Raw genomic sequence first — 16,849 nt, 5'->3', positions numbered from 1 at the left:
CGTTCTATTTCAAGTTGCGGAAGGTAGCGCCGATCCAGATTTATCCTCAGAAAAGCTCGATTGGTTTGTGTTGTGTGATAACTATTGGAAACCAATGAGTCAGGCTGAAGTGGTTTTAGATACAACCAATCAACTGCTCACCAGTGGTACGATTCAGTTTGTCATTTCCGCAGAAGCGACAACTCAAAATACAATTTTGCCAAGTGGCTTAATCTGGATTAAAGCAGCCATCAAAAACAATGTAAATTCTGTCTGTCAGCTTATTGATGTTGTCGCCAATGCTGTGGAAGTTAAGTTTGTGGATAATAACAACGATCGCAATCACCTACTGACAGCTTTAGAACCAAACAAAATTACCAAACTCCAAAATGGACTATCGGCAATCAAGACGGTCAAGCAGCCCTATGCATCCTTTGGCGGTCGCGCCGTAGAAACTGATAGCACCTTCTATCCTCGTGTTTCGGAGCGACTGCGCCACAAAAATCGTTGCCTCACACGTTGGGATTATGAACGGATTATTTTAGAAGCTTTCCCCAAAGTCCATCAAGTAAAGTGTATCCCCCATGCCAAAGAGAATGCATGGCTGGCTCCAGGTCATGTACTGATTGTGGTCATTCCCGATCTCAAAAACAAAAATATGGCAAATCCCCTCGAACCTAAAGTTGATGCTGATACAATTAGCAGTATTACCGACTATGTAAATAAGCGATCGGGGATGCAGGTCAGCATTAAGATTAAAAATCCCACCTATCAAAAGGTTAGAGTTGATTTTAAAGTCAAATTCCATCTTGGCAACGAATTTAATTACCACAAGACCAAATTAGATCGCGCCATTATCGAGTTTCTATCTCCTTGGGCTTATCAAAGCGATCGCAATTTATCCTTCGGCGGCAAAATCTATAAATCGGTACTGCTAGATTTTGTCGAAGAGTTGCCATATGTCGATTATGTAACCGATTTTAAAATGTATAGTCCGATCGCAAATACGACTAACTATAATGATATTAATGAGGTGCAGCCCTTCACACCCGATGCCATTCTCGTTTCAGATAGCGCCCATACAATTGCGATCGCACCCTAATATTCCCATCATCTCGCACTCCAATCAATTCTATCTAGGTAAGTGGCTATGCCTTCTCAAATAACTATTCCAAAGAAGAATAATCAAGCATTGCCAATGGATCGCGAGCAGCTTTATGCGATCGGATTGAAACATATCCAGACATTATCTAGCCAAATTTGGACGGATTACAACGTCCATGATCCAGGTGTCACCACCCTTGAGTTGTTATGTTACGCTCTGACCGATTTAAGCTATCGCGCCTCATTGCCGATCGCAGATTTGTTAGCCAGTAAGTCTGACAATGCCAACGAGATGAAGAATCAATTCTTCACAGCAAGGCAGATCTTACCCAATCGTCCATTGACAATTTTGGATTATCGAAAATTATTAATTGATATTCCAAGCGTGAAGAATGCTTGGGTGCAGTCTGATTCCCAAGCTTACTATGCAGATATTGTTAATTCTTTCAATCCAGATCTAGAAGACATCCTCGAACCATCTCGACTCGGTTGCGCCACCTTGTTTACCGATGACATCATCGATTTACGATCATTGGCTACCAAACTAAATCAATCGCCCGATCGCAAATCACAGTACATAAATGGCAGGTTGACAGCTAAAACAAAAGAAGTTATGCCTGTTTACCTAAATGCACCAGACGAGATATCTTTAGATAGCTCACTAAGAACTTTATTGGTATGGGATTTGAATCGAATAATTCAAAATATTACCGTCCAGAATGGAGCAAATCGGAGCGTTTCGTTGTACGAGTCACAACATTTTGCTGATGTTAGATTATCCGAGCAAACTCTTGGATTACTTGCACTAAACATAGGCGAAACTCAGATTGAGAGACTAAATCGAATGCTTTTGGAAGATGCATATCCAGAGATATCGAAAAATCAATGGCTACGCGACAGATTTACTCGCCAAAGTCTCAAAAAAATCGATCTTGCTGGACTATATGAAGTAAAGATTGAGTATGAGGAAGACATTACCACTGATGCAGCTAAGTTGAATGTGATACAAGCTGTGCGCCAAAAATTGCTGGCTAATCGCAATCTCTGCGAAGATTTTGTACGTTTTGATCAAGTTGAAACCCAGCTTTTTCAACTCTGTGCGGAATTAGAGTTAGCGCCCGATGCGAATGTGACTAAGATAAATGCTGCTATTCTGTCGCAAGTGCAGCAATATCTATCGCCATCAGTCAAATTTTATACACTCAGTGAAATGTTGACTCGTTATCCTGTCGATCATATTTTTGATGGTCCCGCGCTCGATCATGGTTTTATTAATGACGATGAACTAGAAACGGCCGACTTGCTGACAGAAATCCGTCTATCAGACATCATCAGTATCATCATGGATATTACAGGAGTACAAGCGGTTCGTGATATTGTTATTAATCCCGAAGGCAGTAGAGTTCCTTTAGTGAATAAATGGGTAATTCCCGTTGAGAATGGTAAACAGCCCAAATTGTCAAAAGCATCACGCTTGGTCTTTTACAAGCGAAATATGCCTGTGGTCGCAGGTGTAGCTACGGCTCCACCTGTCAAAGACAACTCTCCAACTGAAATAAATGATTTGGAAATTCCTTTAGGAACATACCGAGAGTTAGCTGATTATTATTCTTTTCAGAATCATTTTCCCGTGATTTATGGCGTGAGTGAAATTGGCTTGAGCAGTGATGCTGACGAAAAACGTCAAGCATTAGCTTATCAATTAAAAGCCTATCTGCTGTTCTTCGATCAGATCATGGCAAATTATTTAGCTCAACTTAGTAAAGTAAAAGAACTATTTTCAATAAATCCTAGCAATCTGCAAACATACTTATATCATGTTGTTAACTCATTTACCGAGTACAACAAAATCTACTCGACAACCGATGCGATCGCAACTTTGCAAGATCATGATCGCGATCGCGAAATAGCGACAGGTTGCGATCGCCGCAACCGTTTTCTCGATCATTTAATCGCTCGATTTGCCGAACGGTTTCATGATTTTGCGAACACGATGTATTCGGTATTTGGCGAGAGTCCTGAGAACATGATTCGCTATAAGTGCGAATTTCTAGAGGGTTATCCAGCCATCAGCCAAGAGCGATCTCTAGCCTACAACTACAGGCTCACCCAAGATCAAGATTTGTGGGATACCGATAATGTCTCTGGCTTAGAAAAGCGATTAGCCAAGCTATTAGGAATTCGCAATCATCAACGTCGGAACCTAAGTGATAGCAGTGAAGGGATGTATCTAATTGAGAACATTCTGCTGCGACCAGAGCAAAATACCGATCCATTTCTTCCGATTTGTCCCGCGCCAGACTGTAACGATTGTGCGGAAGTAGACCCTTATTCCTACCGTATTCATGTGATTTTACCAGCTTATAGCGATCGCTTCCGAAACATTAACTTCAGGCGATTTGTCGAGGAGGTAATTAGAGAAGAAACTCCAGCCCATATTTTGCCTAAAGTTTGCTGGATCAGCCAAGAGAACATGACTGAACTAGACAAGCTATATCGAGATTGGATTTATCTCAAAGCAGGTGTGGAAACGACAGATCGAGAGAAGAAACTGAAAGACTTTATCAACAAACTGTTTAAGCTGAAGAACGTTTATGAACCGCAGAAATTAAGCGAATGTGACAGTGAAGAATCTCAGCCTAAATTTATCCTTGGGCGCACGGCTTTAGGAACAGAGCCGACAATTAAGACGGAGTAGGTATATTTTTGGGGATCGCGAATAATCATAACCAATCATTTAACTTGATTTAAAAGAAAAAAAACATGACAACTTCATTCAGAACCCTCCAAGACCTCACGACAGGTTACAGCATTTTTGAAAAAGATCAGGTGCTAACGGAAACCCAACTCAATAGCATAACCAACTATCTCAACGACCAAAATCGCCTTGCCTCGATCTATTTAGTGGGTGTAGGAGTTATTTCAGGCTTGCGTGTTTCGCTGTCAAACCTTGAAGCGATCGCAGCCACCAAAGTTACAGTCACAAAAGGAATCGGAATCACTACTGATGGCGACTTGCTCTATTACAGCAATGACGTAGTATGCGATCGCTACATCGAGTATGACAAGTCTTATCCAAAGTATGCTCCATTTTATCTGAGAAGTGAAGGTGGCGAGGAGGAAATGATTTCGGTGTACGAATTAATTCCCGAAGGCGTAACTGATTCTCGAAGCACTACTTCCTTGAGTGAATTTAGCAGCCAAACCAGCAAAGATCTGAATAATATGGTGGCAGTTTTGCTGATGGAAAGCTATGTGAACGACCCCGATCTCTGCACGGGGACTGATTGTGACAATTTAGGTCAAGATTGTGTCAATACGCCTAGATTATTGCTAGTAGAAAAAGATGCGATCAATTTATTGCTGAAACCTGCGATCGCAACGCCCGATCAAGCTTTTAGAAATCTCAAGGAAGTTGTTTCTGAGCGCCCTTTGATCGGTTCATCGATTAGTTCTGTCAATGCGTTGGTCAATGTTTATCAAAACGTTTGCTCAAATATTTATAACAACTTAGTTGATGAGCTTTCCAAAATTTATCCGAACTGTGCGTTTTTTCTCACCGATGTGTTTTCAGCCAATCCCAGTGAAAGATGGGTAGAGCAGCTCAAAAAAGTCCTGAATGATTTTACCACTAACAATTTGGGATTTCAGTATTATTACGATTTCCTTAAAGATGTCGTCGAGACTTACAACCAATTTCGCGATTTGCTGTTTGGCGATAATACTTGGTGTTGCCCTGATATCAACTGGTTCCCAAAACATCTGCTTCTAGGAAATTTAGTGCTAGATCCGGCTTTCAATCTCGATGAGAATCGCACCGCTTTTTACCCCTCACCTGCGATCGCGCAAACTACCGAATCTCTAAACCATGCTAAATTTCTAATCCGCAAACTCGACACGCTGATTGAAACCTTTCAGGTTCCTGCGATCTCTGCTGCTACTGATTCAATTCGGATCACACCCAGCTTGTTTGAAGATCAGCCTTTAGAAGAACGGGCGATCCCTTATTACTATCAGGTCAATCGCGAACAAGCCAATCCCATTCATAAAAGATGGAACTATCAGCTTAGTCAGCGTCGCATGGATAATCGCAATTACTCATACAACGCACCTAGCTACGGAGCGCAGGGTGCGGCTCTTAATCCCCTTGCCGCCCAAATCGGTAAATTCTCTTTCTTCCGCATTGAAGGACACCTAGGGCAAAATGTGGAAAATGTTCTTGCGAAAATCGAAAGCGAGATCCAGTCTAAAAATCTGCCCTTTACTGTGCGTGCAATCTTGCTAGGGAAAAGCCCTAAGCAGCTAATAAAGCCTGATATTCGTTATTCAGACTTGCATCGTATTCACTATCTGTTGCGGCAAGATGCCCACCATCAACTAGAAGAAGTATCTCAGTTTAGTAGAGCATTCAAGAAGATAGTCGATGACAATGTAATAGGGGAAAGTAATGCTCAGAGCTTTAAAGAGCTTTCTGCCCAAAGCAATCAAACTGTTACTGGAAATGCAGAAGCGGTTGGCAAAAAATTAAATCTTAGCTATAGAGATTATAAAAGCGATCAATCATGGAAGCCTAATTTTCTTGCCACGATTACAGCAGCCAGCGAATTCAAATTGAATGTTAGTCCTGTCCTCAAGACAGAATTCACAACTCCTTTCGATTCATTGATTAGCAATACCCGCTTTTTATGGCTTGATTGGCTCGATGAAATCATCAAAAAGAAGGATGAGACAGAAGATGAAAAGCTTCTATTTGCTAACTTTGCCTCGCAAAATTCCAGCATTGAGCATTTTGCTGGGGTGTCACGAGGCGGAACCTTTGTGCTGATCTATGACGATAATAACACTGTAGTAGCCGACTTTATGCTGCCCTATTATCATGAAGATAAAGTCGAAGAAGCTCCCATAGAAAAGGCTCTAACTAAACCAGAAATTAGACCTGATACCATCATCAATCAAGGCATTAGAGTCTTACCTTCATTGGATAGACGCTTATTCGACTTTCGGGGAGTTCTTGAACCAGAATTAATTAAGAAGTTCGATTTACAACAAAAATATTTTGATGTCTATAAAGGATTTATCGATACAAGTACAGGTATCTATACTGCGATTGGCAATATCAAGCCACATAAGTTTACAGATCCTATACTAGATGTGCAGGTTCGTGAGGCTGGAATCGAACAAGAAAAAGTTGGACTACTGAAGCAACGAGCAACCCAGCAGCCATCTGACAAAGTCGCAGGAGCCCGCGCCATTCAATCGGAAATAGAGTTAGCACAATCGCTTGTAGCGATCACCGACTACATTGCGACATCAAATATTAATGTTGCAGCAGGAAGTGAGGGAAGCAATGCAATGCAAGTAGTTTCCGAAATTTCTGTGACAATAACTCAAGGGAATGCCTTAGAAACTTTACGCGGAGGACTGAACGCTGTGGCTAACAATAATCAGAACAATGCCACACTTGTCCAAATTATTAAAAGCATATTGAGTCCGCGGAGATAAAAAGTATTATGCCAAACCTTTCCCATCGAATTCGCAGATTACACTGTTTAGTTTCGACAAGAAGCCAGATAGATGCTTTTGCGATGCGGAAAAATTTGCGCGATCGCTGGCAAGATACTCTAATACCCGTCTTTGAAAGTACCTTTGATGAAATTGCTGGTAGCGATCGCATTATCCACATACCCAAGTTAGAACTCCATATAAAAGTCAACTCCGAGCAAGAACTTTTAGATATATTACCTGAATTAATCCAACAGCAACTCCAAGAACAATTGCGATCGCTAGATTTGACAACAATTCCTTTAACAACAATCTCTCAGTCTGGAGAAGTTTTGCGAGAAACAACAGCCCAACAAAACCAATTCGAGATCTTAATGCATTACTTGCAGACAGGTTCATTGCCTTGGCAAGCATCCTCTGCTTCAGCATCGGAAATCGCGGTTGACTTAAAAGAAACTTGCAGCAATCAGCGATCGCAACTTATAAATTACTTATCCAATCGAGCAGAGACAGCCGCTTTTTATTTTCGGTTGCTGCAACTACTGACGCGATCGCAAGCCCTCGCGATTATAGACCCACTTTTAGATAGACTTTCGACAGAGTGGAAAATCACAATTATTGAAGTGATGGGATTTGTGAGTGAGTCAACCCAAATCCAACTGAATCATCCAAGGCGATCGCAACTAGTCGCCGCCATTTTGTCGAGAGTTTCTTCAGAACAGATACCGAGTAATGGATTCAGCATGAGCCTAGATAGGATATTAACTCAAGCAGGAATCGATCGTCAAGTTTTAGTTGACGCATTGCCATCGGTTACAGCAACCTTGTTTCAAACCCAAACAAACTTTGATCGTCCACGCCCCGATCCCAATTTGTCAGCCGTCGAGAATCCAGAAATCAATTTTTTAAATGACGAAGCATTGCGATCGCGACTTAGCAACGAATTTAATCACCCTGAATTGAATCTAGATTCTACAAATTTATTGGAGGAGGAGGATCTTGACAATCAGGATCGCAAATTTGAGACTGACTTCTCTGATGAGGCAGTAAATCCTGTCGTGGATTTTACTGAGCAGAATGATAGATTTTCTCTTTTTGTTAACTATGCAGGACTAGTTTTGATTCATCCATTTATTAGCCCATTGTTTGAGGCAACGGGTATTAAAAAAACTAATAGCCATGCGATCGCCGATACTCAAATGCCACGCGCCGCCGCCCTACTCCACTTTTTGGCAAGAGGACAGGAGGAAATCTATGAATATGAATTAGGCTTAATCAAAATCTTGTTAGGATTAGAACCAGAAACACCGCTCTTAGTGGGAGTAGGCGTGTTGCAAGAATGCGATCGCGAAGAAGCCGAAACAGTATTACAATCCACTATAAATTATTGGTCTGTTTTAGGAAATACATCGACTGATGGAATCCGCTCCTCATTTCTGCAACGTTCAGGGTTGTTGCGTAGGACAGAGGATAGCTGGAGCCTCAACGTAGAGCATCAATCATTCGATATGTTACTCGAACATCTGCCTTGGACTATCAGTATCGTCAAACTATCATGGATGAAATATCCCCTCTACACCGAATGGCAGACATTTTAAGCGAAAATGCCGCAGATCTGGAGCGCGAACTGAGTTGGTTCGCGGAGGTTCTGGCTGCTCGGCTGAATTTGTACTTCCATTCAGATAAAGTAGACGAAAATATGGTCTCGTCTATTTTTGATATTCCGCCTCCCGATCTCAGCCATAGCCATTCCTATTATGCCCAATTGATTCGACAGCACGAGTTTTCCAGTGATGAACGCTTAACGCTCTTGCTAGCAATGATTCCCCATATCCGCCCTCAATTACTGGATGTACTCTGGACTAAAAATGAAGCGATCGATCGCGGTTTCACCGAATTTGGCGGATTACAAGGCACGACCCACGGTGGCTTCATCCCTACTGGCGAAACCGTTGCTTTTCTACTAGCTAGCGACGATCTATCCACGCGATTCAAGCTCATGCGCCTATTTGAAGGAAGCCATGCTTTCGCCCGTTACAATATCCTCTATCTCACTTCGGTTAATGCTGGCGAGCCTCTGCTCAGTGGCGCATTGACTCTATCACGAGAGTATCTATACCGATTAAGCACTGGTATCGAACGCAAACCAAACTTCAATAGTGAATTTCCTGCTCGATTGATTGAGACTAAACTCGATTGGGATGATCTAGTGCTACCTTTTGCGACTTTAGAGCAGCTAAATGAAATTAAACATTGGATCGCCCATGGGCATACCTTGCTTCAAGACTGGGGAATGCATTACAAACTGCAACCAGGATTCACTAGTCTGTTCTATGGCGCTCCAGGGACTGGGAAAACCTTTTCAGTTTGTTTGCTAGGCAAACACTGCGGCTGCGATGTATACAAGATCGACCTGAGTATGATTGTCTCCAAATACATTGGCGAAACCGAGAAGAACTTAGCAAAAATCTTTGATATGGCCGAACATAAAAGATGGATTCTTTTTTTTGATGAAGCCGATGCCTTGTTTGGCAAGCGCACCAAAGTTGACGACTCTCACGATCGCTATGCCAATCAGGAAATCAGTTTTTTACTCCAGCGCATTGAAGAATTTAATGGGGTTACAATCCTAGCTTCTAATCTAAAGACAAACATTGATGATGCCTTTATTCGACGATTTCATTCAGTTGTATATTTCCCAATTCCTAAAGCACCTGAACGTCTCCGCATCTGGGAAAAAGCATTTTCTGCTAAAGCCGTATTGGAGGAGAAAATCGATCTGAGCAGAATCGCAGAAAAATACGATCTTTCTGGTGGTATTATCATGAATGTGGTGCGATACTCCTCGCTAAAAGCCTTGAGCCGAAACGAAAATATAATTTTAATTGAAGATATCGAAGAAGGAATTCGCCGAGAATTCCTCAAAGAAGGAAGAGCCATATAACGATCGCAAGCAACTAAACCGCATCACGTTAGGAGACACCTACCTTGGAAGCAGTCAAAAACAAGACCGTGAATCGCGCTGCGATCGTGCAGAAACCAGCCGCCTCAGTCAAGCAGGTGCAACGGCAGGTGGTGACTAACAGAAGTTCGGTGCAGGTGCAAACATCGACTAAGGTTTCTTCGCCGAATGATGCTGCGGAAAAAGAAGCTGATACTACATCCAAAAAGATTATGCGGATGGCGATGCCTGAAAGCTCGATCGCCTATGTGAAGACTGATAGTGGCGGGCTATTTCGGCAGGTAAAACAGGAAGAAAAGGAAAAGAAAGTTCAGACTAAGTTGCGATCGCCCTACATTATGCGCTTTGCCAATTCGGGTATTTTCACGCAGCGTAAACCAGAAGAAGCGATTCATCGCAAAGCAGCAGGAGAAAATACGATTGCCCCAAGCGTCTCCGCCGATATTCAAAACAGTATGTCGAGTGGGTCGCCATTGCCTATGGGAGTGCGGCGGTTTATGGAGCCACGCTTTCGGGCTGATTTTAGCAAGGTAAAGATTCATACAGGCGATAAAGCCGCCAAACTGAATAAACAGGTAAATGCCCAAGCATTTGCGATGGGTAATCACGTATTTTTTGGCAAGAATAAATTCCAACCTGATAGCCATGAAGGCAAAGAACTGATTGCCCACGAGTTGACGCACACGATCCAGCAGGGAGAGGTGGTACAGCGTAGTGAAGATATTGCGATCGCTCAACAGTCGCCGCCTCAAATTCAAAGACTGGGACTCAGCGATGCGCTCGACTATTTCGCCGATAAAGCCAACTTAATCCCTGGTTTTCGGATGTTTACGATTGTGTTGGGTGTGAATCCGATCAATATGAATTCCGTTGATCGCAGTGCCGCGAATATTATGCGGGCGATCGTTGAATTCATCCCTGGTGGCGGATTTATCACTCAAGCCCTAGACAATCATGGCGTGTTTGAAAAAGTCGGTAACTGGGTCGAGCAGCAGATCAAAACCCTTGGTATGGTTGGCAGTGCGATCAAGCAAGCAGTTACCCAGTTTCTTGATTCCCTTGGTTGGAGGGACATTTTCGACCTTGGTGGAGTCTGGAACCGTGCTAAGAGCATCTTTACCGATCCGATTAACCGCATTATCAGTTTTGCCAAAGGACTAATCACTGGCATTCTCAAGTTCGTCAAGGACGCAATTTTGAAGCCCCTTGCTGCTCTTGCTCAAAATACACGCGGCTATGACCTGCTCAAAGCGATCCTCGGCGAAGATCCTGTCACGGGCGAAGCAGTACCGCGTAATGCTGACACCTTAATCGGCGGGTTCATGAAGCTGATCGGGCAGGAAGAAGTTTGGGAAAACATCAAAAAAGGTAAGGCAATTGAACGTGCTTGGGCTTGGTTCCAAGGTGCATTGGCAGGCTTAATGGGACTGGTGCGTGCTGTACCAGCCAAGATTATTAGTACGATTACTTCTCTGTCAATTCAGGACATCGTGACGGTTGCGGGTGCGTTCACTAAAATTGTCAGCGCCTTTGCGAATATTGCCATCGACTTTATCAGTTGGGGTATCAAGCAGGTGATTAGCCTCCTAGAAATCCTATTCTCGGTCGTAGCACCAGGAGTCATGCCTTACATCAAGAAAGCCCAAGCTGCTTTCATGACGATCATCAAAAATCCGATCGCATTTGTCGGCAATTTGGTAAAAGCTGGCAAACAGGGATTCCAGATGTTTGCCAGCAATATTCTCGAACATTTGAAAGCCGCTTTGATCAAGTGGATCACAGGGCCATTGGGCGAAGCTGGTGTCTATATTCCCCAATCTTTTAGCTTGATCGAAATTGTCAAATTGGTACTCTCAGTACTAGGACTAACTTGGCAAAATATCCGCAGCAAACTAGTGAAAATCATCCCCGAACCTGTGTTGGTCGGTCTAGAAAAAACTGCTGGTATTTTGGTCACATTAGTCAAAGATGGTCCCGCCGCCGCATGGGAACAAATCAAATCGGAATTGAGCGAGTTAAAAGATCAAATGATCGCTCAGGTTACGCAAATGATCTCGACTGAGGTGGTAAAAGCGGCGATCACGAAGTTGGTGAGTATGCTGAACCCTGCGGGTGCTGTCATCCAAGCAATCATTGCAACTTACAACACTGTCACCTTCTTTATCGAAAAAATCAACCAAATCGCCGCCGTGGTCGCCGCCTTTATCGATTCGATTTCGGCGATCGCTAATGGTCAAGTGGGCAATGCGGCGAAAAAAGTTGAAACGACAATGGCAAATACGCTAACGATTGTCATTGCGTTTTTGGCTAAGTTCGCAGGCTTAGGCAATATCCCCGACAAGGTAGTTGGAATTGTCAAGAAAATCCGCGCCCCAATCGATAAAGGTCTAGACAAGATCGTAGCGTGGCTGGGCAAAATGCTGGAGAAGGCAAAGCAACTATTCAGCAAGAAGGATAAGGATGGAAAGCCAGATGAGCGTACAGAAGCTCAAAAAGCAGAAGATCTGAAAAAAGCTGTTGCAGAAGCAAAAGCATTAGAGAAAAAACAAAAGAAACCATCTTCCCTAAATAAGGCTCTTGACAAGATAAAATCCCTATATAGACTTACGGATTTAAGTGTTAAGTCAGGAGAAAAGGGATTAGATGTACATGCGGCTATTAATCCAGAAATAACCTTCCAGATTGATCCAGATGTAGATGATGAATTAGCCAAAAAGATAGGTATAAAAGCAGCTCCCAAGATTAATGCATTACCTGGAAGTACCAAGGTTAATGATGTTAAGAATGCTCTTAATCAAGCCCTTGAAGAGGCCTGTTCAGAGTTAAAAATCGATAAGAGAGGGAAGAATCTTGTCTATGAAGGAGGAGCTACCGGAGCAGGTATGCCTATTGAAGAAGTATATGTGTTCAATAGCGGAGAAAAGACGAAAATAGGAGCGATTTGGAACTCAAGTCAACTTTATGAATCAGTTTCTAATCCTGTGGGTGGACTTGCCACAACATTCAAAAACCGTGTAACCAAGGAACTCTTTGTTCATGATGCGAAGCGACAATATGTACAACGATACATTATTAGAAACTTATCTGATGATGATTTGAAGAATATGAGAGCAAAACCAGAGGACGTGGGACCAAGTAGAGGACCCATTCAACCAACAGGACCTAAGCAGACCCGACCCATATTAGAGCATGTTATGGGTGCAAAGCCCTCTCCTTATATATCTGCAACCAAAACACCTAGAGGTCAAATTACTAATGAAAAGGGTGAAAGTTTTGAATCCGGTGGACAGGCAAAAATTGATTTGTGTTGGATCAAGTCAAACAATATTTTTGATTTAAGTACTAGGGTTGGACAAGATGAGTGGGGTCTTAGTAGTCCAACAAGTCCGAAAGCAGAGCAGGCACTCAAAGATGTTATCCGTACTCAAGAAGTCCTTATCAAGGGCACAATTCCAAAACAGGCATTAATAAAAATTAAATGAATGATTTTACATCTTATTACTGGACATCTAACGCACTGCCAGATGAGTCATCCATCGAAGCATTCCAACAACTTATTTCTGAGGAGAGCAATAATGCCCAAAAGATCCAAGCTTTCCTTATTTTACTAAAAAACAATAATCCAGTGGCACAAGGTATCGCTTTTGATTATTTCTTTTATTTTGAGTCATTAAGCAGGTATGGATTCAATAATCTTTTTAGTCCTTATTTATATGAGCTGTTGGTTAAAGCTCGTGAACAATTAAATAATCCACCTATAGTAAGCATCGCACCTAATGGGACGATAGTCAGGGGAGCAAATCATGCTAGTGCATTGGGGATTCTAGCTCATCTTGGAGAGGAAGAAGATATTGATCTCATCACCAATATCCTGGAATCCTCGCATGATCCTTACGTAGTTTTCGCGTGTTGTCTGGCTGCTCAACGACTACTGGGACTAACAAAGAAAAACTATCCCAAAATTATTTCCAGCCTCACTCAAATAATCTATGAGAAACAGTGGTCGGAAAATGTTCGAATTATGAGTGTAAGAGCTTTTGCTAATTATGAAATCCCTGAGATAGAGGATATTTTAGTTTCTATTAGTAGAACGCAAACTTTACCAATTTCTGCCTATGCAGCAGTCATTTTAGGGCATCTAAATTTTGAGCGATATCGTAATTTCTTGCAAGAGCTTTCAGCTAATTGGACTCAAGACATTCAATATCCTGCTTCAGAAGTTCTTGATATGTTGGAGATAGATGCTAATCAGCAACACCTGTAGATTAGGTTAAGCAAATCAATATTTTTGAGAAAATCGATTGATTGGATAGGAGCGAAACCCAACACCATGTCCTCTTTCTCTTCCATTTATTGGGTTTCCTTGCGTCAACTCAACCTACGAACCCACATTCCGCTCTTATTTTACTGAAAAAAATATTCAGAAAGGAAATGCTTATACCCTACATTCAGCAGGTAATCTGGGCAAAAAATATTTACCACGAAAGAATGAGGATTTCAAAGAGCCTATTCTCAATAGTAAAATTTTTATTGACTATAATTAGTAATTAGAAAATCTCACTATGAGTCTCAAAAAAATGAGAAAGCCCCAAAATGCTCTATTTATAAGGTTTTCTCTAATAAATGTTAATTCTCAAAAAACACCTGCTGAATGTAAGTTATACAGTAAGTGTTTTGAGTCTTAATCTCAAAAAGTCACTATTTTAATATTGTCAATAAGGACACACTAATAGAATTTATTATCATTAACTTCTTTTGAAATCGCTTAAACCCTGATTGTCTCGTTGTAAATATTTTTAGGCTTCCATTACGAGCGGAATGTGGGCTACGAATATTGGAGATGTTTAGCGCGATCGCAGGTTTGGGAAAATGAAAGGGCGATCGTTTTGGCAAGGAGTGCGATCGCTTCTTCTCGATACTAGCGATCGCAGATTGCGAAAACTGAAAACTGCGATCATCTGTAAAAAAGGAAATGCGATCACCTCAATCTCGAAAGAAATTCATAATTTTGGCAAGAAGGGCGATCACTTCTTCTCGATATTAGCGATCGCTGATTGCGAAAACTGGAAAATGCGATCGTCTGTAAAACAGGAAATGAGATCGCTCAGTCTTCATCATTTTCTGCAAATAGAGCCTCCAGATCGCGATAGCCACCCACTACCCGCATCACCTCAATTCCCTCTGGAACTAAACGATAAAAGATCAATCCTCTAATGGCACACTCCGCAAGCCGAGATACAATTCATCTCGCCCTCGTCCTATTTTGGGGAACTTGACCAGCAGTTTAAATTTTGCGTTTATCTTCTCCAGAAAAGACTCTGCCGTCTCAAAACTTACATTCTCAGCAAGATAATCCATAATATTCTCGATATCTCGACTTGCTGTTCGCGTGATTCTACAAAAATTGCTCATCGATCACTCTGAACGCGGCGTTGTTGTAATTTCTCTTGCAGTCCAGTTATTACCGCCTCCGCATCTAATAATTCGCCTCGCTCAGCCTCCTCAACCCCAACCATAATTTCACGGCGCAACTCTTCAAATCGCCCTTGATAAAGGCGTTCTCGTTGCTCTAATAGCTTAATACCCGCCAAGAATACCTCGTCAACAGAAGCATACTTGCCTCTAGCAACCTGACTTTGGATAAACTGCTCTAGTTCTGGGGGCAATGTAATTGGCATTCTACAATCACCTTCGGATTAACGTGTCCCTATTTTAGTACCGAGATCGCCGCACAAATTAATCAGCATCGTATCACCTCGATCTCTAAAAAAACACGATCGCCCTAACCTCAAATCCAATTCATAATTTTGGCAAGGAGCGCGATCGCAGTTTCTCGATATTAGCGATCGCAGATTAAAAAAGCTGAAAAATGCGATCGCTTAGTCTTCATCATTTTCTACAAATAGCATCGCTCTGAACGCGGCGCTGTTGTAATTTCTCTTGCAGTCCAGTTATTACCGCCTCCGCATCTAATAATTCGCCTCGCTCAGCCTCCTCAACCCCAACCATAATTTCACGGCGCAACTCTTCAAATCGCCCTTGATAAAGGCGTTCTCGTTGCTCTAATAGCTTAATACCCGCCAAGAATACCTCGTCAACAGAAGCATACTTGCCTCTAGCAACCTGACTTTGGATAAACTGCTCTAGTTCTGGTGGCAATGTAATTGGCATTCTACAATCACCTTCGGATTAAAGTATTTATATTTTAGCAGTGCGATCGCAGATTGCGATCGCACCAAACTCAGTTCTTTACTCTACACGATAGCCAAGATCAGACAATTGAAACCGAGACGAGCGCCATTTGGGTTGGACTTTGACAAACATTTCCAAATGCACAGAACCCATAATCATCTTCTGCATTTGTAATCTTGCCTGCGTGCCAATCTCCTTCAGCATTTGCCCCTTCTTGCCAATCAAAATCCCCTTTTGCGAATCTCGTTCCACATGAATTGTCGCCATTACCCTTGTGATTTTAGGTTGCTCGTCTACCTGATCGATACTAATCGCAACAGAATGCGGAATCTCTTCGCGCGTAAGCAAGAGAATTTGTTCGCGAATTAGCTCGCCCATAATGAAGCGCTCAGGCTGATCGGTAACTAAGTCTGGCGGATAGTAATAGGGACCAAGAGGTAAGCGATCGCACATCATCGCTTGCAAAGCCTCTAATCCCTCACCCGTGATTGACGAAAACTTAGCGACTTGCCAACCATGCTCTGAGGCGAAACTCTCATAACCAGTAAAAGTATCACCCGAATCGTCACCAAGAATATCAATTTTATTGATGCCCAAAATCGTAGGAACTTTGCTCTGTAAGATAGTCTCAGCAACAAAGCGATCACCCGTTCCCATGCGATCGCTACCATCAACTAGCAAAACAGTCATATCAACGGAAGAGATTGCCCCGATCGCATTTCTGACAATCGTTTGTCCGAGTAAATGATGAGGTTTATGAATCCCAGGGGTATCCACAAGGACGATTTGCGCTTCTGGCAATGTTAATATTCCCCGTAAACGATTGCGTGTAGTTTGGGCAACGGGCGAAGTTATCGCAATTTTTTGACCAATGAGGGCATTGAGCAAAGTGGACTTACCAACATTTGGTCGTCCTACTAATGCTACAAAACCCGATTTAAACCCTTCGCCCGACTCTGGAATCATGATTATTTGCGATCGTTGTATTGAACTATTTTAAGTGATGATGGTAGCTATAGGGTTTTGCAAGTTTTGCACCCAAAAGAGTAATGGCGGCGCGAAGCGCCGCCATTACTCTTTTGGGTTTTGATTTGTCCTAGCTATCTCTTG

Annotated in this window: 12 protein-coding genes; 8 read left to right on the top strand and 4 right to left on the bottom strand. The window is 42.4% G+C overall.

Features of this window, described 5'->3' with window-relative positions:
• The 8 genes from APA_RS09090 to APA_RS25150 all read left to right on the top strand — a co-directional run.
• The coding region (locus APA_RS09090) for a baseplate J/gp47 family protein (protein ID WP_201321969.1) at window positions 1-1,081 on the top strand (1,081 nt) is incomplete at its 5' end.
• Between the two features lie 48 nt (window positions 1,082-1,129).
• The gene (locus APA_RS09085) at window positions 1,130-3,781 is read left to right on the top strand and encodes a diguanylate cyclase (RefSeq protein WP_201321968.1); all 2,652 of its coding nucleotides are present in this window, start codon (window positions 1,130-1,132) and stop codon (window positions 3,779-3,781) included.
• Between the two features lie 65 nt (window positions 3,782-3,846).
• The gene (locus APA_RS09080; RefSeq protein WP_201321967.1) at window positions 3,847-6,585 is read left to right on the top strand and encodes a hypothetical protein; all 2,739 of its coding nucleotides are present in this window, start codon (window positions 3,847-3,849) and stop codon (window positions 6,583-6,585) included.
• 8 nt (window positions 6,586-6,593) lie between these two features.
• A complete protein-coding gene (locus tag APA_RS09075; protein WP_201321966.1) occupies window positions 6,594-8,183 on the top strand; it encodes a contractile injection system tape measure protein in 1,590 nt (529 codons plus the stop codon).
• On the top strand, window positions 8,168-9,529 hold the full coding sequence (locus tag APA_RS09070; protein ID WP_201321972.1) for an ATP-binding protein: 1,362 nt from the start codon (window positions 8,168-8,170) through the stop codon (window positions 9,527-9,529). The genes APA_RS09075 and APA_RS09070 overlap by 16 nt, the downstream gene beginning before the upstream one ends.
• A 44-nt stretch (window positions 9,530-9,573) precedes the next feature.
• Entirely contained in the window at window positions 9,574-13,029 is a 3,456-nt protein-coding gene (locus tag APA_RS09065; RefSeq protein WP_236579473.1) for a DUF4157 domain-containing protein, read from the top strand.
• Window positions 13,026-13,811 (top strand): HEAT repeat domain-containing protein, encoded by a 786-nt coding sequence (locus APA_RS09060; RefSeq protein ID WP_201321965.1) that lies wholly within the window; start codon window positions 13,026-13,028, stop codon window positions 13,809-13,811. The genes APA_RS09065 and APA_RS09060 overlap by 4 nt, the downstream gene beginning before the upstream one ends.
• 605 nt (window positions 13,812-14,416) lie before the next feature.
• Window positions 14,417-14,761, top strand: a complete 345-nt coding sequence (locus APA_RS25150) for a hypothetical protein (RefSeq protein ID WP_236579472.1) — start codon at window positions 14,417-14,419, stop codon at window positions 14,759-14,761.
• Here the strand turns inward: APA_RS25150 and APA_RS25750 are convergent.
• The 4 genes from APA_RS25750 to era all read right to left on the bottom strand — a co-directional run bounded on the left by APA_RS25750 (window position 14,750) and on the right by era (window position 16,705).
• Window positions 14,750-14,905 carry a type II toxin-antitoxin system RelE/ParE family toxin gene (locus APA_RS25750; RefSeq protein ID WP_374101349.1) on the bottom strand — a complete coding sequence of 52 codons (156 nt, stop codon included), beginning with the start codon at window positions 14,903-14,905 and terminating at the stop codon, window positions 14,750-14,752. The genes APA_RS25150 and APA_RS25750 overlap by 12 nt on opposite strands.
• A gap of 50 nt (window positions 14,906-14,955) precedes the next feature.
• Window positions 14,956-15,225 (bottom strand): type II toxin-antitoxin system ParD family antitoxin, encoded by a 270-nt coding sequence (locus tag APA_RS09045; protein ID WP_201321963.1) that lies wholly within the window; start codon window positions 15,223-15,225, stop codon window positions 14,956-14,958.
• A gap of 211 nt (window positions 15,226-15,436) precedes the next feature.
• Window positions 15,437-15,718, bottom strand: coding sequence for a type II toxin-antitoxin system ParD family antitoxin (locus APA_RS09040; RefSeq protein ID WP_201321962.1), 282 nt, complete (start codon window positions 15,716-15,718; stop codon window positions 15,437-15,439).
• Between the two features lie 78 nt (window positions 15,719-15,796).
• Complete coding sequence (gene era / locus APA_RS09035; RefSeq protein WP_201321961.1) at window positions 15,797-16,705, bottom strand: GTPase Era; 909 nt, start codon at window positions 16,703-16,705, stop codon at window positions 15,797-15,799.
• Between the last annotated feature and the right edge of the window lie 144 nt (window positions 16,706-16,849).

Source organism: Pseudanabaena sp. lw0831 (genome assembly GCF_016584665.1).
GTDB lineage: Bacteria > Cyanobacteriota > Cyanobacteriia > Pseudanabaenales > Pseudanabaenaceae > Pseudanabaena.
This window is presented reverse-complemented; position numbering and strand designations above follow the sequence as displayed.